Here is a 23994-nt window from a genome sequence, read left to right on the forward strand (position 1 = left end):
ATAGAAAATAAAAAACTTGCCCTGACACCTTATAAAATTAATTGCTAGTGCAAGCCTACTTACGAAAATCCTCGCAGTCTTTCTATCTGTGATTTATTTGCTAACTTTAGTACTTAAACACGCAACGAAATCATACACAAGACCGTTGGCACCAATTTGAGAAATGACGAAATACATTAAAATATTAGTTCTGTTTTTAACTTTATCTGCTTGCGGACAAAATGGGAATGAAATGAAAACACCTGAAAAATGCAAATGAAAAATTTGCGGAATTTATCGCTAAGAAAAAGTTCGTAGCGAAAAATTACTATCCTGGCATAGCTGACGAAAAAATGCGACCGATTTTTACAGAGAAAATTAATAGTGTTGCGTCTGACTTTAAGAGCGTAGCGGAATCTGAAAATTCGACTGACAAAAAATATCAAGAGAAAATTAAAATCGGTCTTTCAAGGTTTGCGGACGTTTATATGGAATTGGACACTGAAGACCGAGAAAGAGTTTGCACGTATTTTGAGGAATTAATGGACATTGTAGGACTGGAAAGTTCGAATGGACAACTGAATAAATTTATGTACGGTTTTGACCCGAACGAAATGACAAATAAAAATTAAAAAACTGTTGCCAACAACGCATCCTATGAAAAGCAATCGTCCTGATCTTCATTCAAATTTATAATATTTTTCTTTTAAGACCTATCTCATTTACGATTAATTTTTTATCACGTTTTATAAGCTTTGAAGCTTGCTTCACAGCTTATAAAATGTAAAATAATAACTTGCTCAGCATCCTATGTGTGGTCAATAGATATCTATTGCCACCAGCATCTCTATGAGTGTAAGTTAAAAAGTCCATTCACTTGCTAACAAAATGTGATCCTGATGTAATGTATACTTCTGGCCACCTACGCTGTTTTGTGATATGGACTTTAGGTTCATTGTGAGCTTTGTTATTGGTTTATATTTTTTTGTTTACTTAAATTCTGTTATTTAATTACTCCTATCTCGTAAGGAATTTTGGTTTTTATTACAGCTAAAGTTCTGCTTAGTAGCTTTCTGGCAACCTTAATCACTATCTTCTTGGTATCCTTTCCCAAATGCTTGCGGTAATAATCTTGCATCACAGGATCTGTTCTTATGGCCTGCCAAGAGGCTTCTACAAAATAAGACCGCATCAGTCGATGAGCCCTTGGATTCATTCCTATAGTTTTATAGTTGGATCCGCTTTGATGTACGCCAGGAGCAATACCTACATAACCTGCCAACTGTTTTAAGCTATTGAATCTTCGTAGATCTCCTAATTCTGATAATATTCCACATGCAACTATTCCGCCAATACCTGGGATGCTTCTTAAAAGATAATAATCCTGTTTATAGTGCTTACGGCAATAAGCTCTGAGCTGATTGGAGACTTCTCTTAATTCCTTATCTATAAATCTAAAGCTTCTCATTTTACTCTTTAGGCTTTCTTTTCCTGTTGAATAATCGAACTCCAATTCATCTATCCATTGTCTAAATTTATGACTCCAATGATCATTATCATGCTCCTCAGGGATATGAACACCATAATACAAGAGCTGCATTTTGATAAGACTCTTAATGCGTCGGTAGTCCTTTACCAGATCATTCCGCCTTCTAAAGAGACTACGCAACTCTTCACGCTCTTTATCAGGTACATGAATACTTGATAAATGACCATCTTTAAGTTCACGACTGGTAAGCTGAGCATCAATTTTATCAGTCTTAGTAAAACGCTCTTTGCCTTTGCGAAAAATATCAGCTGGATTTACTACCAAGGAACGCCAGCGGTAAGACTCAAAACAGCGGTGAGCTTTGTAACCGCAACAGCCAGCTTCATAAGCGGTGGTGACATCATAATCTGGATAATGTTTAGTAACATATTTATATAATTCTTCTGGATAAGGCTTCATACTAAAAGATTTCCCTGAAAATAAATCTGTTGAAAGGTGAACTTTCCAACTACGCTTGTGTATGTCAATTCCAATGAATAACTTCATTGAGGCAGTTTGTTCAGTTTTCATATCTTATAATTTTTGATGAAATTTAAAGATACTGGACTTTCTGCTTTTTCATTGATGCTAACAAAAATTTCGAATTTATTGCTGAAACGAGAGTTTTGTGTATTTTTAGAAAGTAAAAAGTTTAACCGAAATCCCGAAGCGTCGGGAGCGCATTTTAAGTCGCCACAAACCATATACGCAAACCGTTGTCTTGCATATAAAAAATATAATATTACTAAATAAAACATCTGAATAATGAGACTGACTATTAAATACATATTAATAATACTAATTTTTTACTCATTTTACTCCTGTACTAATGATGATGAAAATTTACAAGAAGATTTAATAAAAAATGCAATAGTTGGAAATTTTGTATTAAGAAATCAGGAAGATGTTGACAATTTTGGAAATCAGAATTATTCCTCTGTCAAAGGTTTATTAGCAATAGGTGACTCTGGAAATATTTCATCAGATATTACATCTCTAGAACCTCTAAGTAGTTTAAAAGGAATATTTGGTAGTTTAACTGTCCAAAACAATCCAGGATTGACATCACTCAATGGATTGAATAATATAAAATATATGTGTTTCAATGAACCTACATCTGTAATAATAGACAATAATCAAAGTTTAAATGATATAACTGCTTTGACGAATATTGATTATTGTGGTTCTACAAGAATTGTTCTTAAAAATAATGGAATGCTTTCAAATATTGATGCCTTTTCAAATGTTCAAGCTATTGAAAGACTTCATATTGAAAAAAATGAAAACTTATTTGATTTAAGCCCTTTTAACAACCTTGAGGTCGCAGAATCAATTTTACTCATTGAAGGAAATTTTTCAAATATTGGATTGAATAATTTAAAGTCTTCAAATTTACTTAATATTTCCTCATGTAATAGCGTCGTTGATGTAGAATCATTATCAAACTTAACTAATTTAAAAATATTAGAAATAGGTATATTATCAGCATCAACACCATATTCCGATGAGCCTTCTTTACACAACCAATCTTTAGAATCGCTAGAAGGTTTAAGAAACATAACTGACTTAAGAATAGTTGCTATTGCTGGTTCTAATAATTTAACATCACTACCTAGTTTTAGCGGAAATATTGATGCTATAATTTTGCATAATACAGCTATTGAGAATTTAGATGTTTTTTCGTACACTGAACAAGAATTATCTACGAGTATATTTTTATATAATAATTATAATTTAAAAAATGTTAATGGTTTACTTAATTTTAATACCCTTGGAGAAATATATTTAGTAAATAATACAGATTTAGATAATATCGACGGATTTGATAATATAAATCAAATCTTAAATGGTTTCATTTCTATTGATGGAAATAACATTTCACAGACTAATAGTGTTTTCGAAAATTTAACATCAATTGATTTTGGTGGATTAGAAATTAAAAATAATACTGGGTTTGAACATTTTTCAGGCTTTAATCAATTACAAACTGACTTTTTAAGTGTTAGTATTCATAATAATTCTGACTTGATAAGTATTGATGGTTTTAACATGCTAGAAAATAGTCATTTAATTATCAAAGAAAACCCTAGTTTATTATCAATTAATGGTTTTGAAAATGTTAGTGAAGGACAGTTAAGTATAGGAAATGTTATTAATGGTATTAATCAACCTATAAATCAAATAAACGTTTTTAATTCTTCTGCTAACATCATTAAACTGAAAATTTTTGATACAGAAATAACAAATTTAGATTCATTTCAAAATAATAGTTTTGGGAATTTAATTCAAATAAATAGAAATAATTTACTGACTGATTTTTGTGGCATTAGTGAGCAAGTTGCTAATAGTAGTAGTTCAACATTAACTTACATTGTTAATGATAATGGTTACAATCCAGGTAGATTTGATTTGTCTGTTGGTAATTGCAGTAATTGAATTATATAGAAATTAAAATAATTTAAATTCGATAACCAAATTAATATATAATATTAAAGTTTTTTGAATATCATTTTAAAGTAATTAAAATTTATAATTGTTAGCGGAACTTATTTTGAAGAATACGTAATACCTCTACATTTTACAAATATAAGGTGTGTAAAAAAAGATTGGCTTTAAATTTAAAATAAACAATAAGACTGCAAATAAAGGTTAAACTGGTAAATTGAATACGCACCTCAACAGCACATTTAGTTTATACCGGCTTTGGAGTTTAATCGATAATGAAGTAATTTAAAAATTGAAAACTCAACTGAATAGCAAGAGGATTTAAGCTCCTTACAAAACATACACGAAACTGTTGTTCAGAATTTTACGAAGACAAAAAAGCTTAGCATTTGATTACAGCTAGTTTCTGATATCCGATATTTAAAGATATTTTAAAGGGAAATTGAATTCTTTAAAAAAAGAAACTAAAAACAAAAACAATGAATAGAATGAGTAAATTAATTTCATCATTAATTATTATTGGATTATTGATAGCTGGATGTGCGGTTAATAATCCAAAATTTTTCTCATCCATTGAGTCAACCAATGATAAGACTTATGGTTATACTGCAGAGAATCCTGTAACAATTAAGAATGCAGATCTCAATAATAGCATTGGTTCCTCATACTATTATTTATCTAGACTTAGAACTGATAAGGGAAATAAACTCCAACTAATTCAACGATTCTCAATTGAAAATCCTAATTATAAGAAACCAGCAGTTCCCTTACAAAATAGATACACTGGACAACCATTAAGCTATGGAACTGGACCACTACTTGATTTGTATATTCTTAAGCCTGAAAATGAAAAAGACACAATTCGAATATATATCAATCCATATTTAAAAGGAGAAGTTAAAGTACCAAACGGGCTAAATTTTGAAAAAGAATGACAATAAATAACGCTGCACCACACACAATATATCCGATATTGGTTTCAGTGATATGAGTAGGTTTGTAGTCCGCTTCAAATTTTCGTGTACCTTGATAGGAAATCACCTGCAAACTCATACTGACTATATTGCCAAACGTTTTGATTTGAGTAAAAAACTAGAAAAAAACTTATTGAACCTCTGTTCAATGCTTAAATGTGGATATTTTAAATTTCAATAAAATGTCTGAACTGATCTAAAATATTTCCTATGACATTATTTAAACTTCTGAATTACTTTTGAAACCAAAAAAATTCTAGAAATCAGAAATGGAAAGAATTGCTTGGTAAGTATAAAAAAAAAGCCGAATTTTTTAAAATTCGGCTTGAAAATACAATTTAAGTTTAATTAGTCTTTAGAAGTTGAATTAATTGCTAATGAATAAATAACCAATCCAAATCCAATCTTGTTAACTGCATCACCAATGTTGTAAACAACATCCATAAATGATGCATCAACTCCAAAATCAATTCCGAACAGTCCACCTGGTGTTCCTAAAATGTAACCAATTGGATAAATTGCCCAACCTACTAAAACAAACCAACAGAGAATATTGTGAGCTTTTAGCACATTTCCACCAGCGTTTTGAGCTAGTTTTTTGGCTTCACCAAACCATATTATATAAACTATAATAAAATATGCTATACCTGAAGCCAGACCCCATTGCCAAGAATATTCTGGAGAAACAGCTTCGCCGAAATAACCAGTTACTAACATAATTACTGACCAGAAAATTAATTTTGCCATCAATGATTTCTTAGCACCAGCAGCTCGAAGAATTAAGAAAAACTCAACACACATCAATGGAACTGTGAGTACCCAGTCTACATACCTAAAGAAAGTTGGTGATTCTGCAAAAGCATCCCAATAATCTCTCATGTAAAAATAATGCACAGCAGCAATAAATGTAATTAGTCCTGAAACCAATACAGAAGTTCTCCACTTTTTATCAAACTGACTTAGTGATAAAAAGAAAAACGCAGATGCGGCCATCATAGCCATACTACCTACGAAAAAAGTAAAACCGACATAGTCGTCGCTGGCGATTTTCGAAACGTCAGCTAATAAATACATAAAAGTTCTCATAGTTATTTGAATTTTTTGTTTAATCAAATATATTAAAATATTAAACAACTTATTTTTATTTTATGAAAACTTTTTAATTATATTTGATGATATAAAATTTAATAGTCTTGAATATCTATAATGTCATAATTGTGTTTAGTTTTTTTTGCATCTGGCTAAACATTTATTTACCTCCATATTTTTTACAAATTTTGTCTATTTCAGCTATATTGAGCTTTGGATTATTGCATGGTTCAAATGATTTATTAGTAATTAAAAAACTAAAAATGAGTCCAAGTAATTTTAGTTTTTGGTCAATACTTGGATTCTACATTGGATTGATTTTAATTTTTGTACTTATTTTTTCCAATTTTACAATTCTTGCTTTATTCTTTTTCATAGCAATAAGCGCTTACCATTTTGGAGAACAACATTGGCAAAATTATTTTTCTGAAAGAAATTTTCTAAGTTTATTATTTTACTTCTTTTATGGTTTACTCATTTTGAACCTTATTTTTTATTTAAATCAAAATGAAGTTATTGTCATTATTCATAATATGACCAATTTAACTCTAAAAACGACTTACTTTCAGTGGAGTTTAATAATAAGTTGCATAGGAACTGTAGGACTTGGAAGCCTATTCGCTTTCAAAAATGATAAATTCAAGCAATCAATACCAATCAATATTTTCTATCTTTTAGTTTTATCGGTCATTTTTTATGCTTCAGACGTATTGTGGGGTTTTACAGTTTATTTTGTTTTATGGCATAGTTTGCCATCGCTAAAAGATCAGATTAAAACGCTCTATGGGACATTCAATTTTAAAAATTTTAAACGCTACTTCAGCAGAGCCTTTTGGTATTGGTTGATTTCTATATTAGGAATGGGAGTTGTGATTTGGTGGTTCAAAGATGATCAAAATTTTCTTTCGCTTTTGTTTGCTTTTATAGCAGCAGTGAGCTTTCCACATGTTTTTGTGATGAAAAAATTATTTCAAAAAAATAATAATTAGCTGATTTTCATTCTAAAACTCTGTGAAATCTGATCAAATACAATCAAATCCTTGGGAAATAATTTTTCAAAAGCACCATTTTTAATCAATTTTGAAGGTGTACCAACATTAATTTTACCGTTATTTATCAGAATAATTCGATCGCATAATTGAAGCGCTAAATTGATTTCATGTGAAGCAAATACAATACTTTTTTGTGAAGTTTTTGTAATTGATTTTAAAAGTTGAAGTACGTAAGCTTTGTGATACATGTCCAGATGAGATGTAGGTTCATCCATAATAATCAGCGGCGTATCTTGCGCCAATGCTCTGGCAATTAAAACTTTTTGAAATTGACCATCGCTCAAAGAATCACAAGATTTGTTCCTTAGATCAAGCATGCCAACTTGCTCAATGGCTTTCAGGACCTTTCTCTGATCAGAAGTGGTCAATGTCCCCAACCAATTCGTGTAGGGATGTCTGCCTAAAGTCACCAATTCCAATATACTCATGTTTTTTGAAATTGACTCGTTGGTTAAAACTAAGCTGATAAGATTAGATAATTTTTTTTGGTCTATTTTAGTAAGAGAACTCTCATTCAGAAAAATATTACCAGATAAAGGCGGTAAAATATTCGATAAAGTCTTTAGTAAAGTAGATTTACCTGACCCGTTCACACCAATGACAGCAACCAATTCTTTAGTTTTTATTTCAAAATCGATATTTTTGGCAACACAAATAGATTCTGATTGGCGTTTATATCCAATTGAAAGATTTTCAGCTTTCAAAATGTTTTTTGAGTGTACTTTTTCGTTCATCATTTAGAACATAATTTTTTGTTTCCTTACCAAAAGCCAAATTACAATAGGAGCGCCAAAAATAGAAGTTACCGCATTTATTGGCAAAGTTAAATCGCTACCAGGTAATTGAGCGATAACATCACAAATAAGCATGACAATTGCACCTGCAATGAGAACACTAGGTAACAAAATTAGGTGATCGTTGGTTTTGACCAGTTGTCTAACCAAATGTGGGACAGCCAATCCTACAAAAGCAATTGGTCCTGCAAAAGCAGTTGCACTTCCCGCTAAAATCGACGTGCTGATGATAATAATCAATCGATTTCTAGACAAACTCACTCCCATGCTTTTTGCATAGTTTTCACCTAAAAGAAGAGCGTTTAAATTTTTAATACTAAAAATTGACAAAATAATACCGATGAGCCAACAAATACCCAACAAACCAACTTCCATCCAGTTTAGATTTCCTAAACTTCCAAATGACCAAAAAATATACATTTGAAGTTGTTCAGCATTACTAAAATATGCCAAAACACTCACAACAGCAGAAGTTAGACTTGCGACCATCAAACCTATAATGAGCAAGGTCATGGTGTCTTTTACTTTTTTGGCAGTTGTAAGTACGGCTAACATCACCATTAAGCTGCCTAAACTTGCCGCAATAATAATGCTCCATTTAGAAAAAAATGCGCTGCCTAATATTCCACCAAACAAGCCTGAACCCATTACCAAAATGGCAACTCCCAAACTTGCACCACTGCTCAGTCCTAAAACATAAGGACCAGCTAAAGGATTCCTGAAAAGTGTTTGCATTAGCAGTCCACTAAGTGATAAGCCTGAGCCGATTAAAATGGCAGTTAAGCTTTTAGGTAATCGGTATTCCAGAACAATATATTGCCAAGTTGAATTGTCTATTGGGATTCCAAAAATACTTTTCAAAACATCTGACAGAGGAATTTTTACCGAACCTAAATATAAACTCAGCAAAATAATTAAGACCAGAGCAAATCCTAAAATGGAAATATTTAGATGCCTTTTCTTCAAATTAATCTAGAGGTTTAAAAAAAGTCAATTCATATTCTGATAACAAATCTGGATGAAAAATTTTGACCAAGTCTTTCAGAATTAAATCTGGTCTGTTCGGACCGAGTTCATAAAACAAAACACCGCCAGTTTCGCCTTTGGTATTTGCCATTGTATAGATGTTTTTATTTTGAAAAGCTTCAAATTCAGCGTAATGTTTATTAGTGCTCAATAAAGCTTCATAAGAAGAATAGTGACCTGGTGAAACCCAAAACTCTGTATCTTGTGCTTTCTCTAAAACCTTTTCAAAAGCTAAAGCAATACTACCTTTGCCTTTGGTATAACTATAAATATAATTGGCATTGGCATCTTCAAAAAATTGGGCTTGCCAGCTGTTTCCATAAGGTAAATACCATCTGTCTTGATGCATTGCGCCAGAAATAACAGTGGGTTGACGCTCAGTTTTTTCAGCTAATTTTTTTGTGGCTTTATAGTCAGAAACTACTTGATTAAACTCGCTTTCAGCTTGATCTAATTTACCAAGAAAAGCACCAAAAAATTTAATCCATTCTGCTTTGCCTAACGGGTTTTCTTCTAACCAATCACTATTATAAATTACAGGAATTCCAGCATTTCTAGCTTGATCTAAAGTTTTATTTCGACCTTCAATAGCGAAACTAAATATTAAATCAGGTTGAAGTGAAAGTAAAACTTCAGTATTTATAGATTCATTTTGACCAATATCTCTAATTTCACCTTCGTTGATCAATTTTCGAGCTTCTTTAGATGATATATAATCTAAGTTAGGAAAACCAACCAGGTTTTCAATTTTATCCAAACTTATTAGAGAAGGAATGTGAGTGGTGGAAGTAGTAACAATTTTATCGACAGGTTTTGTAATTAGCGCCTCGTATTCAAAATTTTCAGGCAACTGAATATTTTCATCTGCCACAATATAAATCAAGTCTTTTTCTGCATCAGGCCAAGGTTTGTGTACGTTTATTTGTGTGAAATCTTTATATTTCTTTATAGAAAAACCTTTAGCATAGTCAACTTTGACTTCTTCAAAATCACCAAGTTCTGTAATTTTTTTAGGTTTATCCTGACAAGACAGTAAACAAATTACTGCCAATAGGTAAAAGATTTTGTTCATAAAATTGAATTTTAGACAAAAGTAAGATTATTTAAAATTTAATGGCTTTACGAACTTAGAGAAGTGTGGTTTATTTTGAGCGTAAATTTGAAAATTTACAACTAAAAATAATAAACTGAAATCTTAATAAAAAAAGCCGTTTTAACTTTTTAAAACGGCTTTTTAATCAAAAAAAAACAAATCAAAAATCAATTATTGCCAACCACCACCAAGGCTTCGGTATAAATCTATCATGGCGTTATATTTTGTCAACTCAGCGTTGATGAGATCTAACTTGGTGTTTAGACTATTTTCTCGAGCGTTCAAAACTTCCAAATAATTAGCTAGACCATTTTTTAATAATTCTTGAGAATCTTCTACAGCACTTTGGTAGGCTTCATATTCGCTAGTTTTTATTTTTATTTTTTTCTTGGCATATTCATAATTCAGAATAGCATCAGAGACTTCTTTACTGGCGGTAATCAAGGTTTTTTCAAAATTCAAAAAGGCTTGTTTTTGCTCAGATTGCGCCACTTCATATTCGGTTTTAATTTGTCTTCTGTTGAAAATAGGTTGTGTTAAACCCCCGATAAAAGTTGCGAAAATTGAATTTCCTGATATAAAATCGCTCAAACTTAAACTTTGTAATCCACTCGTTGCTGAAATTGTTATTGATGGATAAAAATTGCTTTTTGCGACATTTGTCATTTCAAAAGCATTGATAAATTGGTATTCTGCTTGAATTACATCAGGTCTGTTTTCCAGTAAATCTGAAGGCACGCCAGTCATCAAAGAATCATTAACATTTTGATTTTCAAATGAATTTCTTACAATTTTTTCAGGCGTTTTACCTAGTAAAATAGACAATGTATTTTCCAATAATTTAGTGTCATTTTCGAGATCTAATAAAATCGCTTCAGCTGTATGAAGTTGAGCTTTGGTTTGGTTAACGGCTACAGAATTCACATTTCCAGCGTCTTTTAAAGCTTTAGTGACTTCAAGACTATTTTTACGATTTTCAATAGTAATTTCTGTGGTTTTTATTTGTTCATCCAATGCCATCAATTGGAAATAGGCTGAAGCAACATTCGCAATCAATTCAGTTTTAACCGCTTTATGAGCGGCTTGAGTTTGTAAATATTGCGCTTGAAATGCACGTTTATTACTTCTGATTTTTCCCCAAATATCTGCTTCCCAAGATAAGCTTGCACTAAGTTCATATTGATCTAAGGACGAAAAAAAACTACCGAATTGAGAATTTGGAGCCAATTCTTGATGAGTATATTCACCATTTACATTTAGGCTAGGGTAGTAGCCAGCTTTTCCTTGTTTGAAATATGAATTCGCTATTTGAATTTGCTGAAGTGCAATACGAATATCTTGATTGTTTTCAAGCGCTTCATCAATATGTTGCTGCAAAACTTCGTCTTCAAAGATATTTTTCCAACTTAATTTTGCAATGTTATTCGTATCTGTTTCAATATTTTCAGTACGAAACTTCAACTCATCCGTAATTTCTTCAGGCCTTTCATAATCTTTGGCAACAAAACAAGACTGTAATGAAAAACTGATAAATATTATAAATATGCTTTTAAAAATTATTTTCATTTTTAAATAATTTAATTATTTTTAGTTGAATTCAACTTTTTTTGAGATTCCTCTATTCGCTCTCTAGAAGACGGACTCACTTTTTCCTGAAGCCATTGGAAGACAACAAACAGCACGGGAATTACAAATACACCTATAACTGTACCGATTAATAAACCACCAGCAGCACCGGTTCCTATTGAATTATTTCCTTTGGCACCAACGCCAGTTGCCAACACAAGTGGCAGTAAGCCTAGTATAAATGCGAAAGAAGTCATCAATATTGGTCTGAGTCTGACACGCGAAGCGTCCAAAGCAGATTCGTATAAACTCATGCCTTCTTGACGTCTTTGAATGGCGAATTCAACAATTAAAATTGCATTTTTTGCCAATAATCCGAGTAGCATAATTAAAGCGATTTGGAAATAAATATTATTTTCTAATCCTGCGATATTTGTACTCCAAAAAGCACCAGCAACGCCTATCGGTAAGGATAAAATTACTGAAAATGGTAAGAGATAACTCTCGTATTGTGCTGCTAAGAAAAAATATACAAATACAATACTAAGTGCAAAAATAATGATAGATTGACCGCTAGCAGCAATTTCTTCTCTGGTAATTCCAGAAAATTCAATGTCATAATTATTGCCAAGTTCAGCTTCAGCGGTTTGTCTTATAGCATCTATAGCATCACCCGAACTAAATCCAGGCTTAGAAGAACCATTTATAGTTACGGAATTATAAAGGTTGAAGCGTTTTACAACTTGTGGACCATAAACTCGGTCTAGTTTTACAAATTCAGAAATTGGTGCGTTTTGACCTGAGTCTAATTTCACAAAAATACTGTTTAAACTATTTTCATCTTCACGTTCTTCGGGCAAAGCTTGAATGTAAACACGAAACTGCTTTCCAAAACGTGAAAAATTCGAAACATAAAATCCTCCAACATAAGCCTGCATAGTCGACAGAATGTCATCTACTGAAACGCCACTTGCCTTGGCTTTAGGAACATCAATATCCATTTGGAATTGTGGAAACTGCGTGCTAAATGAGTTTGAAGCAAAAGCAATAGCTTGTTTTCGATTCAATGCACTAACAAAATTGGTGGCTTCGGCATCTAGTTCATCGAAGCTTGATGCAGACCTGTCAATTAGTTGCATTTCAAAACCATCCGCAGCACCATAACCTGGAACACTGGATGGTGTGAAAAATAGGATTTCGGCATCACTAATATCTGCGATGGCTTGGTTCAATTTTCCAACAATTGCGTTGAGTTGAGTAGCATCAGTTGTCCGTTCTTCCCAATCGTTTAGGATAATGAAGCCCTGACCATAAGAACTCCCAGAACCATTGAAGAAGTTCCGACCACTAATTAAGGATGCTGTTCTAATTCCTTCAATATCCGATATCCGATCGTAAATCATCTCGGTTGCTTTGTAAGTTCTATCAAGTGAAGCGCCTTCGGGTAATTCCATATTCATAAAAACCACACCACGATCTTCGGTTGGCACAAAACCCGTTGGCGTCATTTTATTAGCGAAGAAAATAGCAACACCAGCAATTATCAGAATTAGAAAAGCAATCCATTTTTGTCTCAACAAAAATTTCAATGAATGAACGTATTTATCGAGTAAAGCATTGAAACCCGCATTAAAGGCATTGAAAAACCGTTTGAGTAAATTTTGTTTTTCAGATTTTTCACTAACAGGCTTTAAAAATAGTGCACACAAAGCCGGACTTAAAGTCAGTGCATTTACCGCAGAAATTAAAATCGCTACAATCAATGTTACACCAAATTGTTCATAAAACACTCCGGCTGGACCTTTGATAAATGTAATTGGAACGAACACAGCAGCCATGACCAGCGTAATGGAAACAATGGCACCACTAATTTCACTCATTGCAGAAACAGATGCTTCTTTGGCACTTTTAGCTCCACTTTCTAATTTTGCATAAACGGCTTCTACGACAACAATAGCATCATCTACCACGATACCAATCGCTAAAAGCAATGCAAATAAGGTCAATAAATTAATCGAATATCCAAATAAATTCAGAAAGAAAAATGTACCAATAATAGAAACCGGAACCGCAATAGCAGGAATTAAGGTCGATTTGAAATCTTGTAAAAACAAAAAGACAACCAAAAAGACCAATAAAAAGGCTTCAATTAAGGTTTTTTGAACTTTATTGATAGAGGCTGTTAAGAATTTATTGGTGTCGTAATTAATTAAGTATTCAATACCATCGGGAAAATCTTGCTCTAATTCATCCATTTTGACATAAATGCGTTCAATGATTTCTTGAGCATTTGATCCTGGTGTTTGGAAAATACCAAAATTCACTCCTGGATTTCCTTTACTTCTAGATAGCGAATTATAGGAAAAGGCGTCTAATTCTACTTTTGCGACATCCTTCAATTGAAGATATTCATTATTATTTAAAGTTTTCAGAATTATTTCTCCATATTCTTCTGAAGTTTTTAAACGGCCTTTGTAAGTGATTACATATTCAAAAGATTTTCCAGCATTCTGGGCTACAGAACCTGCAGCAGCTTCTTGACTTTGTTGATTAATTGCTGCTATAACTTCAGATGAACTTATATTGTAACTCGCCATTTTTTGTGGATCAAGCCAAACTCGCATCGCGTAATCTTTGCCACCAAAAACCGAAACATTTGCCACTCCATTTATTCGTTGTAATTCGGGTTTGACATTAATATTTAAATAATTTTGAACATAAGTGTCTGAATAATCTGGATTTTCAGAAAAAATGGCCGCATATAGCAAAGCAGAATTCTGTTGTTTTTCAGTAATAACACCGGCACGAATCACTTCATCTGGAAGCACAGCATTAGCTCTAGAAACTCGGTTTTGAACATTTACTGCGGCAATATCTGGGTCATATTCTTGTTCAAAGAAAACTGTAATTGTTGCGCTTCCATCATTACTTGCTGACGAAGTAATATAAGTCATTCCTTCAACGCCGTTGATTTGCTCTTCGATCGGAATAATAACGCTTTCCAAAATGGTTTCGGCGTTGGCGCCAGGATAATTGGATGTAACCCGAACTGTTGGTGGTGCGATGTCTGGATATTGTGTCACCGGCAATTGTTCGATACCCAGAATACCTAAAATCACAATGATAATCGATACAACAGTTGATAAAACTGGTCTTTCTATGAATTTTTTTAACATGAGGTTTTATTTAAAAACTTTATCGAATGAATTGACAATTGAATCCAATGTTGTGTGTTGTGGTTTTATTTTGTCTCCGTTTTTTATCTTATTAGCACCTTTGGCAACAATCGTATCTTTTGCTGAAAGTCCCGACTTAATGATGTAATATTTATCTGCTGAAATAGTTTCAAGTGGACGTTCAACTACAGAATCTTTTTGAAATTGAAACGCAAGAACTTTACCTTGTCGCTCAAAAGTGGACAAACGCGGAATGACGATAGCATCTTTATAGATGCTAGGAATTTTAATTGTTCCAGAAGCACCATCTTTCAATATCTGGTTGGTGTTTTCAAATGTAGCTCGGAAATTTACTGAACCAGTTTCTGTATTTACTTGACTAGAAATACTACTGATTTTTCCTTTTATTTCATATTCCTCTCCGTTAGACATAATTAAAGTCACCTCTGGAAGAGATTTGATTAAATTAGAATTTTCTTCTGAAGTATAGTTTCTAGAAAACTCATAATATTCACTCTCATTCACAGAAAAATAGGCATAAACTTGCTTGGTTTTGACCACTTTCGTCAATGGCATAACATCTGAAGGACTGATCAAAGCACCAGTTCTAAAATTTACGTCGCCAATATAGCCGTCAACCGGACTATTGATATTTGCATAACCAATATTTGCCTGAATACTTTGTAGTTGACTTTTAGCTGTTGCCAAATTAGCCTCGGCAGTTTCTAATTGAACTTCACTTATAATGTCTTTTTCAACTAATGGTTTCAGCTTATTTACTTCAATTTGTGCAGCATTCACACGGGCTTGAGCTGAAGAAGCGTCTTGGCTTAAACTTCGAGTTTCTAGTTTAAAAAGTGGTTGATTTTTTTTAACTTCTTCACCTTCTTCGACTAAAACTTCGGTAATATAGCCTGAAACTTTTGCTCGGATATCACTACTTACTTCGCCTTCCAGTGTCGTTGGATATGACTTATAAGTTGTAATTTCTTTTTGTTGCAACTCAACAACTGGCAAAGTCGGAGTTTGTAATTGCTCTTGGTTTTGCTCTCCTTTTTGGCAGGAAATCGCAAATATACCTGCGATAATAAGTATAGCAAGTGATTGGTTATTTTTCATCGTTTTGTTTATTTTCAATTTGAGACATTTTTTGGAGCGTTTCTGAAATGTTTTTATGTGTGTTTGTGAAATGTTCTTTAAGAATGTGCGTCAATTCTCTGTCGAGATTTTGGTTTGTTTTGTAATTAATCACTTCGTTGATAACATCAATTTCCTTTTCAATTTGATTTTTATAATCTTTCAAAGTATCGGTCAAATAATTAAGATTGGTTTTGAAATGACGTTTTCTAGAATCTGTTTTTGTTTCAAATTCTACTTTACCTTTATCTATTAAACAATTCAGTTGTTCAGAAACAGAACTTTTGCTTGCACAAGTGTATTCTAAAATTTCATCGAAAGTGTAGGTCGGCTGGTCAGCCATAACCAGTAAAGCATAAATTTTTGCAGCTAAAGGCGGCAAACTATGAACTTCTTCAAAATGAGTGCTTAGTTTTCGAATGATAGATTCCTTATTTTTGGGTTTTGAACTCATATTTCTAATTTACATGAGACAAAATTAAAGTTTAGTTCGGCTTCAACCGAACAAACTGATAACAAAATTTTGTTAATAAATTGAATTTTTTTTAAAATAAGAACTGGAATAATTTAAATAATTATGAATCAAGAGATTAAAGTTACAGCAGATGCTGTTGTTTTTTGTAAAAATGATGAAGGAACTAAAATCTTACTCATCAAACGTAAAAATGAACCATACAAAGGCAGCTTTGCATTTCCAGGTGGATTTGTAGACAATCATGAGTTGGTTATCAATGCATGTCAGCGAGAGTTGAAAGAAGAAACAGGTTTGTCGATAGATGTTAATGAATTTAATTTTATTGATTACTACGATCAGCCCGATCGCGACCCTAGAAGCAGAACCATAACTTTTGCTTTTGCTGCAGTAATTTCAGAAGAAAAATTTGTTGAAGGAAGTGATGATGCAGCAGAAGCAGAATGGATAGATTTAGAAAAAATCAGTAATTTAGCCTTCGACCATAAAAATATTTTAGAAAAAGCGAAACAAAAAATATTCAACTTATAAATTACATTCAATATGAGATTTCACACCAGAAAATGGATTAAGCCTGAAGATTTGAATCCTAATGGAACTTTATTTGGCGGCAAACTTCTGGCTTGGATAGATGAGGAGGCTGCATTGTATTCTATAATTCAGCTAGAAAATCCAAAAACAGTAACCAAGTACATGAGTGAAATTGATTTTCAAAGTTCCGCTAAGCAAGGTGATATTGTTGAAATAGGTATTGAAGTTGTTAAGTTTGGTTCAGCTTCTTTGACTTTGAAATGTGAAGTCAGAAACAAAATGACTCGACAAAGCATTATTAAAATTGAAAAAATTGTTATGGTGAGTTTAGATGAAAATGGAAATTCCAAACCACACGGCAAAACCAAAATTGAGTATGTAAAAGATAGGCTAGAGCAGTAATTTATTGTTTTTTGGGCAGGTACTTTTTCTCAACAATAAAAGGACCAAAAGGAAGTACAGAAGATAAAAATACAATAAACAAGACCTTGACCGACCAATTCAGTTTTTCAAACATCCAGTATCCGCCGATGAGGTAAAGTATAAATAGAATACCGTGAGCCATACCAACTATTCTCACATATTCTGGCATATCCCAAATGTATTTTAGAGGCATCGCAATAAAAAGCAAAACTAAAAATGAAATCGCTTCTAGTGTACTGATCCATCTGAAAAGGCTGATTGAATTACTGTTTGTTGACATTTATTTTTTTAACAAAAATAGATTAATTTGAATTTTTAGACTGAGAATTTTTACTATTTTGCGTAATATTAAGATTTTAAATTAATCACTGACCTATGAAAATATTAGTTACAGGAGGACTTGGTTTTATCGGTTCTCATACTGTTGTTGCGCTTCAAAATAAAGGATACGAAGTAGTTATTGTTGATGATTTATCCAATTCATCATTAAGTGTTTTAGAAGGTATTGTAAAAATTACTGGTAAAACACCAATATTTACAAAATTGGATTTAAAAAATAAAAACCATACTTCAGAATTTTTCAGACTTCATAATGATATCCACGGTGTGATTCATTTTGCGGCTTCAAAAGCTGTTGGAGAAAGTGTTGAAAATCCACTGCATTATTATGAAAATAATATTAACACCTTGGTATATTTACTTCAAAATTTATCAAAATTACCATATCAAAACTTAATTTTCAGTTCTTCATGTACAGTTTATGGTCAAGCAGATGAATTGCCAATTACTGAAAGTGCACCTGTTAAAAAAGCTTTATCACCTTACGGAAATACTAAACAAATTGGAGAAGAAATTATTTTGGATACTTGTCAATCTGTACCAAAATTTAAATCTATTTCTTTAAGATATTTCAATCCTGTCGGCGCTCATCCATCTGCAGAAATAGGAGAGTTACCTATTGGAACTCCTCAAAATTTAATTCCGTTCATTACGCAAACAGCGGCAGGAAAACGAGAACAACTCTCTGTTTTTGGTGATGATTATCCAACAAAAGATGGAACGTGTATTCGAGATTATATCCATGTTATGGATTTGGCAGAAGCTCATATAGTTGCTTTGGAACGTCTTCTGAGCAAAAATATGAACAAAAACTTCGAAGTGTTTAATGTCGGTACTGGGAAAGGAAATTCTGTGCTTGAAGTCATTAAGACTTTTGAGAAAGTCAGTGGTCAAAAATTGAATTACAAAATTACAGGTCGTCGTCCGGGTGATGTCACAGAAGCTTTTGCTGACACAACAAAAGTTAATAAGGAACTTGGCTGGGAAGCAAAATTTTCTTTAGAAGATGCTTTGGAGAGTGCTTGGAAATGGGAACAAAAACAAGATTGATTTATTAATGTTGAGTTCAATTTTTCAGAATCCATAAATTAGTTTACTTTCAATCAGTTTAGGCTTTGTCACTTCAGCGGCAGTAGAATTTACTGCTGCCTTTGGTTTTTTAGTTCTTTTTATATATCAGGTTGTTCAGTTTAGGGAATTTTTATTTTGAATTTAGCAGAAGTTGATTCAGTCAGGCCATAATTTTGCGCTATGCTTATCAGTATCATCATACCTGCCTTAAACGAGGAAAATTATATTACTGAAGTTTTAGCTCACAGCTTGAAACTTCAAGGTGATTTTGAAATAATTGTCGTTGATGGCGGAAGCTCTGATAATACTTTTGAAATTGCTAAGGGTTTTAAAGAAGTTCAAGTTTTTAGATCTCCAAGAGGTCGAGCTTCACAAATGAATTATGGCGCAGCTCTTGCAAAAGGCGAAATTTTACTTTTTTTGCATGCGGATACTATTTTGCCAGATAACGCTTATTCATCAATAGTCGATTTATGTCAAGATAAAAAAGTTTCTGGAGGCAGTTTTAGGCTCATCATGAACGGGTCGCATTTGTTTTTTAAAATTTATAAATACTTGAGCCATTTTAGTTTAGAATTTTTCACTTATGGAGATCATGCCATGTTTATAAAGTCAAAAGTTTTCAAGAAGATCAATGGTTATAAAGAGATTTCTTTCATGGAAGATGTTGAGATTCAAAAACGATTACGGCGTGAAGGAAAATTTAAAAAACTAAAAACTTACGTAATTACTTCAAACCGAAGGTTAAAAAACAATGGCGTTACTAAGCAACTAATCGTGGATTTAATTTTAGTTGGACTTTATAAAGTAGGTATACATCCAGATAGTCTAAAAAGGTTTTATCCAGATCGATAATTCAACAAAAATCAATTCTTAATTAGATTTTAATGGGTTAAAAAAACGTGAAAGGCTTATTAAGGTTGAATCAACTAAGAACTTCTTCCTATATTTAATTCACAAATATAGATGTCATGGAGTTAAAAGATAAAAAAGTGCTTATTACCGGAGGAAGTGCCGGAATAGGCAAAGCTTTAGTAAAGGAATTAATTACTCATGGTGTAAAAGATTTTGCCATAGTTGGAAGGACGAAAGAAAAATTAGAACAATTGAAAAAGGACTTTCCAGAGGTAAACTTTATTCTGGTCTCAGCAGATATTTCTAAACTTGAAGATGTGGAACATGTTGTTTCTGAAATTAATTCCAATTGGGAACATTTAGATTTGTTGATTAATAATGCGGGAGTAGTGAGTGCTTCTCCAATTCAAAAACTATCTGATCAGGATATTATCGACCAAATTAATGTCAATCTTACGGGACTTATTTTACTCACTAAAAAATCTTTGCCTTTACTTTTAAAAAGTAAAGACGCAGGGATTATAAATATTTCTTCTGGACTGGGTTACATAGCTAAGCCTTTTTATTCGGTTTATGCGGCAACAAAATCTGGTGTTAAGCATTTTTCAGAAGCTATGAGAAGGGAGCTTATTTTTGAAAATATTCATGTGATGACAGTATATCCAACAGCTACTGATACTGAAATGATGAAAAATGCAGATGTAGATAATATGGATTCACCAGAACTGGTTGCTGAAAAGTCTATTGATGGATTATTGAATAAAGAAATTAACGTCATTTTGGGTGGTAAACAACGTCTTAAAGATATCGATACGAATTTTAATCAACCTTTAAAAATCGACGAATCTGTCAAGGAAAATTACGAATCTTATAAAAAAAGAACCAAAAGTCATCGCGCAATGTAAAAAATTAATTCTCATTTTTAGAATGGAATATTTTACAAAGCGTTTAAGTTGAAAAATACTAAACTACCATCGGTCTTTAGCCGATGATAGTTTAGTATTGTGTTAATTCGAATGATTTGTATACATTTACACGAAACTAATCACGCTAACATTAATAATAAATTTATAATTTCCAAAGTCACACAATTTAGGTAAACGACTTAAATATGTAAGAAGTTTTTTACACTTTTGCAATATTTAAAAATTTCTTTCAAATATCATGCTAAGTTATTGAATATTATGATTTTGTAATTCAAAGCAATTTATTATCAAAAAATATGAGTAACTTTTTTGTTAAAGCGCACGGAGAACAGAAAATAAATAAGTCTAGCGTTTAATAATGGCACAAAAAATATTTGTCTCCATTTAAATTTTAAAATAGAATGAAAAAGTTATTCAAAAAAATAAAATTAATACTTCCAAAAATGACAAAGTACTTCTTTGACTTTTTAGTAGTATTTGTAGGGGTTTTTCTGGCTTTTTGGCTAAATGCAAGAAAAGAAGAACAAAATAAAGCAAATGAACAAGTTCAAATTTATCGAGCGATCTATGAAGATATGGACGCCTTTCACCTTTCTGGCCAAGAAGAATTTGACGATGGTTTCATAAATCTATTTCAAAATTATAAAAAAGAACTTGATAGTCTTATTCCCTTAAAAAAATTACCTGCTAACATGCGATTTTATGGCGATTATTGGCACCTAGAAATTATTAATTCACTTGTCGAAAGTGGGCGTTTATCAGATATGGATCCTAAAGTTTTTAAGGGTGTGGCTAGTTTTCACTCTTCACATTTAATGTTTTTAGAAGAAATAGAAGGTTTCAATAAACAATATGAAAAATACATTACAGCTAATTATGAACAAGGAGTGGATTATTTTTATAAGCAAGATTCTAATGAACTGAAAGAGAAAGTCAAATTACCATTTAAGCGTCTGGATCGTATAATTAGTTTATCTAAAATGCTTGTTGATGGTGCGGAAAATGCTAAAAATGAATTGAATAATGAATTTGGATTTAAAGAAAATTAAAAGAATACTTGTACAAGGAAGCAGTAAAAAAAATTGAATTAATACTAATAATTAAAATGCTTTTGAATCTTAAATTTAAGTCACTGAAAATTTATATAATTACAATATAAATCAATATTATGAAGAATAACCTGATATATTTAGCATTAGTTTTACTTTTAATCGCTTGTAACTCAGAAGACGATAATTTGAAAAACGAAGAAAACTTTAATTTTGAAATCGAAGAAATTTACTCAGTGAGTCAAAATAGAGCTTTTGCAAAGATAAATTCCAATAATAATGTAGCGAATTTTCAATTAAAACTTCATAAAGCTGAAGAAGAAAATTTATCTTCAGATACTTGGTTTGATGCTGATCTAAATGGTATAAACCCTTTGTGTTATTTGGATCCTGAGACGAATTATGAAGTTACAATTTTTGCAAATCTAGATAATCAAGAAATAGAAGGAAACACATTGTCTTTTACAACCAAAAGCTTAGGCACGGATAATGTTACAGAAATTGTTGAAATCACCAATCCTATAACCGGAAGGACGTGGATGGATAGAAATCTTGGTGCTCAACGCAGTGCAGTCTCATCTAGTGATAATCGTGCTTTTGGAGACTATTACCAATGGGGAAGAAGAGCTGATGGTCACGAAAAAAAGAACTCCAATATTGTAAATGAACAAGCCAACTCAGTACAACCTGAACATGGAAATTTTATTGCTGGGTTTGCCACTTGGAATACAATTGAAAATTCTACCACATGGGATGGTGTAGATGCTATAAATAATCCATGTCCATGCGGATTTAGGTTACCAACACCAAGTGAATTAGCAGAAGAAATCAATTCTTGGTCAACACAAAATGCTAACGGAGCTATTCAAAGTGTTTTAAAGTTGCCTTTACCAGGCTATCGTGGAAATGCTGATGGTGTAGTTTCTTCTGAAGCCTTGTTTGGATATTATTGGTCTTCAACTAATGAAAATATGAATGGAAAAGACATGGGAATCAATCAATCGTCATCTCAAGTTACAAGTCATGCTCAAGCAGGAGGAGCATCCATAAGATGTATTAAAAATCAATAATTATTAACTTATGTTTCTTTATTTTCTTGTAAAGCGAATTCAAATTAGACAACAATAATACAATTATCTAGTTCAAATTTAATTATTCAAAAATTCTGAGGCTTAAAATATAAAAACCTCCCGAAGATAAAACCTAAGGGAGGCGAATTCAAATTAGTTTAATAATAATTTAAGGTTTAACTATCAGACTTTAAATAAATTATAATTCATTTGTGAACCATTACTTTAAATGAATTCAAATAAAGTAGATAATGTGAATCTGGTAGTTTTAACCTTGATTAAGATTTGAAATAACTAAAATCTTCACCATTTTTAATTTCTAAAAGCGAATTGTAAATTAATTTAATTACGTTTTCAACATCAGATTTATGAACCATTTCTACAGTAGTGTGCATATATCTTAGCGGTAAAGAAATTAATGCAGAAGCAACGCCGCCATTACTATAAGCAAAAGCATCAGTATCAGTACCTGTCATTCTGCTGGCAGCCATTCTTTGAAATGGAATCTTATGTTTATCGGCCGTATCAATCAATAATTCCCGAAGCTTATTCTGAACAGCTGGAGCATAGCTAATGACTGGACCATCTCCAATTTTTGTCAAACCTTCTTTCTTTTTCTCTATCATTGGCGTAGTTGTATCGTGGCAAACATCGGTAACGATAGCAACATTTGGTTTGATTGTTTGCGTAATCATTTCAGCACCACGAAGACCAATTTCCTCCTGAACGGAATTTGTTATATAAAGACCAAAAGGCAATTCAACATTGTTTTCTTTCAACATCCTGGCGACTTCAGCAATCATAAATCCACCCATTCTATTGTCTAATCCACGACAAACGAATTTATCTTTATTCAAAATAAAAAACTCATCAGGGTATGTAATTACACAACCAACATGAACTCCTAATTTCTCAACTTCTTCCTTATTAGAACATCCTACATCTATGCAAATATTGTCAGACTTTGGCGCTTGTTCACTAGATTTGTCTCTAGTATGAATGGCTGGCCAGCCAAAAACGCCTTTTACAATTCCGTTTTTAGTATGGATATTAACACGTTTTGAGGTTGCTATTTGGTGATCGCTACCACCATTTCTAATGACATAAATTAATCCGTCATCAGTAATATAATTAACGTACCAAGAAATTTCATCTGCATGACCTTCAATCACAACTTTGTATTCGGCTTCAGGATTTATAACACCAACAGCAGTTCCGTAAGTATCTGTGATGAAGCTGTCTACATAAGGTTTCAAATAGTCCATCCAAAGTTTTTGACCTTCCCATTCATATCCAGTTGGCGCTGCATTATTTAGATAGTTTTCTAAAAATTTCATCGATTTATCGTTCATAATCTATATTTTAATTTTTTATTCTTGCGAATTTAGTAAAGAATTGA

General features: G+C 32.2%; 22 protein-coding genes. 11 read left to right on the top strand and 11 right to left on the bottom strand.

Annotated features, from left to right (window positions below; all coding sequences use genetic code 11):
• Positions 1-275: 275 nt before the first annotated feature.
• Positions 276-611, top strand: coding sequence for a DUF4844 domain-containing protein (locus tag EIG86_RS10340; protein ID WP_240032212.1), 336 nt, complete (start codon positions 276-278; stop codon positions 609-611).
• A 371-nt stretch (positions 612-982) separates the two neighbouring features.
• On the opposite strand, the gene EIG86_RS10345 is transcribed toward EIG86_RS10340, so the two are convergent.
• Entirely contained in the window at positions 983-2038 is a 1056-nt protein-coding gene (locus EIG86_RS10345; protein WP_127846106.1) for an IS110 family RNA-guided transposase, read from the bottom strand.
• Positions 2039-2272: 234 nt separating this feature from the next.
• Between EIG86_RS10345 and EIG86_RS10350 the strand changes: the two genes are divergently transcribed.
• Both EIG86_RS10350 and EIG86_RS10355 read left to right on the top strand, forming a co-directional pair.
• Positions 2273-3943 (top strand): hypothetical protein, encoded by a 1671-nt coding sequence (locus tag EIG86_RS10350; protein ID WP_127846107.1) that lies wholly within the window; start codon positions 2273-2275, stop codon positions 3941-3943.
• A 497-nt stretch (positions 3944-4440) separates the two neighbouring features.
• Positions 4441-4887, top strand: coding sequence for a hypothetical protein (locus EIG86_RS10355; protein WP_127846108.1), 447 nt, complete (start codon positions 4441-4443; stop codon positions 4885-4887).
• Positions 4888-5274: 387 nt separating this feature from the next.
• On the opposite strand, the gene EIG86_RS10360 is transcribed toward EIG86_RS10355, so the two are convergent.
• A complete protein-coding gene (locus EIG86_RS10360; RefSeq protein WP_240032206.1) occupies positions 5275-6012 on the bottom strand; it encodes a bacteriorhodopsin-like in 738 nt (245 codons plus the stop codon).
• A 131-nt stretch (positions 6013-6143) separates the two neighbouring features.
• Here EIG86_RS10360 and EIG86_RS10365 point away from each other — a divergent pair, with 131 nt between their 5' ends.
• Positions 6144-7004: a Brp/Blh family beta-carotene 15,15'-dioxygenase gene (locus EIG86_RS10365; RefSeq protein WP_240032213.1), complete on the top strand. Its 861-nt coding sequence runs from the start codon at positions 6144-6146 to the stop codon at positions 7002-7004.
• Here EIG86_RS10365 and EIG86_RS10370 read toward each other — a convergent pair.
• From EIG86_RS10370 to EIG86_RS10400, 7 genes are all read right to left on the bottom strand, one after another.
• Entirely contained in the window at positions 7001-7801 is an 801-nt protein-coding gene (locus tag EIG86_RS10370; RefSeq protein ID WP_127846292.1) for an ABC transporter ATP-binding protein, read from the bottom strand. The two genes, EIG86_RS10365 and EIG86_RS10370, sit on opposite strands and share 4 nt — an antisense overlap.
• Positions 7802-7804: 3 nt before the next feature.
• Positions 7805-8833 carry an iron ABC transporter permease gene (locus EIG86_RS10375; protein ID WP_127846109.1) on the bottom strand — a complete coding sequence of 343 codons (1029 nt, stop codon included), beginning with the start codon at positions 8831-8833 and terminating at the stop codon, positions 7805-7807.
• Complete coding sequence (locus EIG86_RS10380) at positions 8829-9959, bottom strand: ABC transporter substrate-binding protein (RefSeq protein WP_127846110.1); 1131 nt, start codon at positions 9957-9959, stop codon at positions 8829-8831. Before EIG86_RS10380 ends, EIG86_RS10375 begins: the two co-directional genes overlap by 5 nt.
• A 192-nt stretch (positions 9960-10151) precedes the next feature.
• Entirely contained in the window at positions 10152-11546 is a 1395-nt protein-coding gene (locus tag EIG86_RS10385; RefSeq protein ID WP_127846111.1) for a TolC family protein, read from the bottom strand.
• 11 nt (positions 11547-11557) lie between these two features.
• Positions 11558-14722 carry an efflux RND transporter permease subunit gene (locus EIG86_RS10390; protein ID WP_127846112.1) on the bottom strand — a complete coding sequence of 1055 codons (3165 nt, stop codon included), beginning with the start codon at positions 14720-14722 and terminating at the stop codon, positions 11558-11560.
• A 6-nt stretch (positions 14723-14728) separates the two neighbouring features.
• The gene (locus tag EIG86_RS10395; RefSeq protein ID WP_127846113.1) at positions 14729-15841 is read right to left on the bottom strand and encodes an efflux RND transporter periplasmic adaptor subunit; all 1113 of its coding nucleotides are present in this window, start codon (positions 15839-15841) and stop codon (positions 14729-14731) included.
• Positions 15831-16313 (bottom strand): GbsR/MarR family transcriptional regulator, encoded by a 483-nt coding sequence (locus tag EIG86_RS10400; RefSeq protein WP_127846114.1) that lies wholly within the window; start codon positions 16311-16313, stop codon positions 15831-15833. The genes EIG86_RS10395 and EIG86_RS10400 overlap by 11 nt, the downstream gene beginning before the upstream one ends.
• 123 nt (positions 16314-16436) lie before the next feature.
• Between EIG86_RS10400 and EIG86_RS10405 the strand changes: the two genes are divergently transcribed.
• Positions 16437-16862, top strand: coding sequence for an NUDIX domain-containing protein (locus tag EIG86_RS10405; RefSeq protein ID WP_127846115.1), 426 nt, complete (start codon positions 16437-16439; stop codon positions 16860-16862).
• A 12-nt stretch (positions 16863-16874) separates the two neighbouring features.
• Positions 16875-17264: an acyl-CoA thioesterase gene (locus EIG86_RS10410; RefSeq protein WP_127846116.1), complete on the top strand. Its 390-nt coding sequence runs from the start codon at positions 16875-16877 to the stop codon at positions 17262-17264.
• A 1-nt stretch (position 17265) separates the two neighbouring features.
• Here the strand turns inward: EIG86_RS10410 and EIG86_RS10415 are convergent, their stop codons facing one another.
• Positions 17266-17565, bottom strand: coding sequence for a DUF3817 domain-containing protein (locus EIG86_RS10415; protein WP_127846117.1), 300 nt, complete (start codon positions 17563-17565; stop codon positions 17266-17268).
• A 95-nt stretch (positions 17566-17660) separates the two neighbouring features.
• Between EIG86_RS10415 and galE the strand changes: the two genes are divergently transcribed.
• From galE to EIG86_RS10440, 5 genes are all read left to right on the top strand, one after another.
• Positions 17661-18674, top strand: a complete 1014-nt coding sequence (gene galE, locus EIG86_RS10420) for a UDP-glucose 4-epimerase GalE (RefSeq protein WP_127846118.1) — start codon at positions 17661-17663, stop codon at positions 18672-18674.
• A gap of 201 nt (positions 18675-18875) precedes the next feature.
• Positions 18876-19550, top strand: a complete 675-nt coding sequence (locus EIG86_RS10425; protein ID WP_127846119.1) for a TIGR04283 family arsenosugar biosynthesis glycosyltransferase — start codon at positions 18876-18878, stop codon at positions 19548-19550.
• Positions 19551-19666: 116 nt separating this feature from the next.
• Positions 19667-20455, top strand: coding sequence for an SDR family NAD(P)-dependent oxidoreductase (locus EIG86_RS10430; protein ID WP_127846120.1), 789 nt, complete (start codon positions 19667-19669; stop codon positions 20453-20455).
• Positions 20456-20877: 422 nt separating this feature from the next.
• Positions 20878-21525, top strand: coding sequence for a hypothetical protein (locus tag EIG86_RS10435; RefSeq protein ID WP_127846121.1), 648 nt, complete (start codon positions 20878-20880; stop codon positions 21523-21525).
• A 119-nt stretch (positions 21526-21644) separates the two neighbouring features.
• On the top strand, positions 21645-22595 hold the full coding sequence (locus EIG86_RS10440) for a fibrobacter succinogenes major paralogous domain-containing protein (protein WP_127846122.1): 951 nt from the start codon (positions 21645-21647) through the stop codon (positions 22593-22595).
• A gap of 278 nt (positions 22596-22873) precedes the next feature.
• On the opposite strand, the gene EIG86_RS10445 is transcribed toward EIG86_RS10440, so the two are convergent.
• Positions 22874-23947 carry a M42 family metallopeptidase gene (locus EIG86_RS10445; RefSeq protein ID WP_127846123.1) on the bottom strand — a complete coding sequence of 358 codons (1074 nt, stop codon included), beginning with the start codon at positions 23945-23947 and terminating at the stop codon, positions 22874-22876.
• Positions 23948-23994 lie beyond the last annotated feature (47 nt).

It is taken from the genome of Psychroflexus aestuariivivens, assembly GCF_004010055.1.
Taxonomy (GTDB): Bacteria; Bacteroidota; Bacteroidia; order Flavobacteriales; family Flavobacteriaceae; genus Psychroflexus; species Psychroflexus aestuariivivens.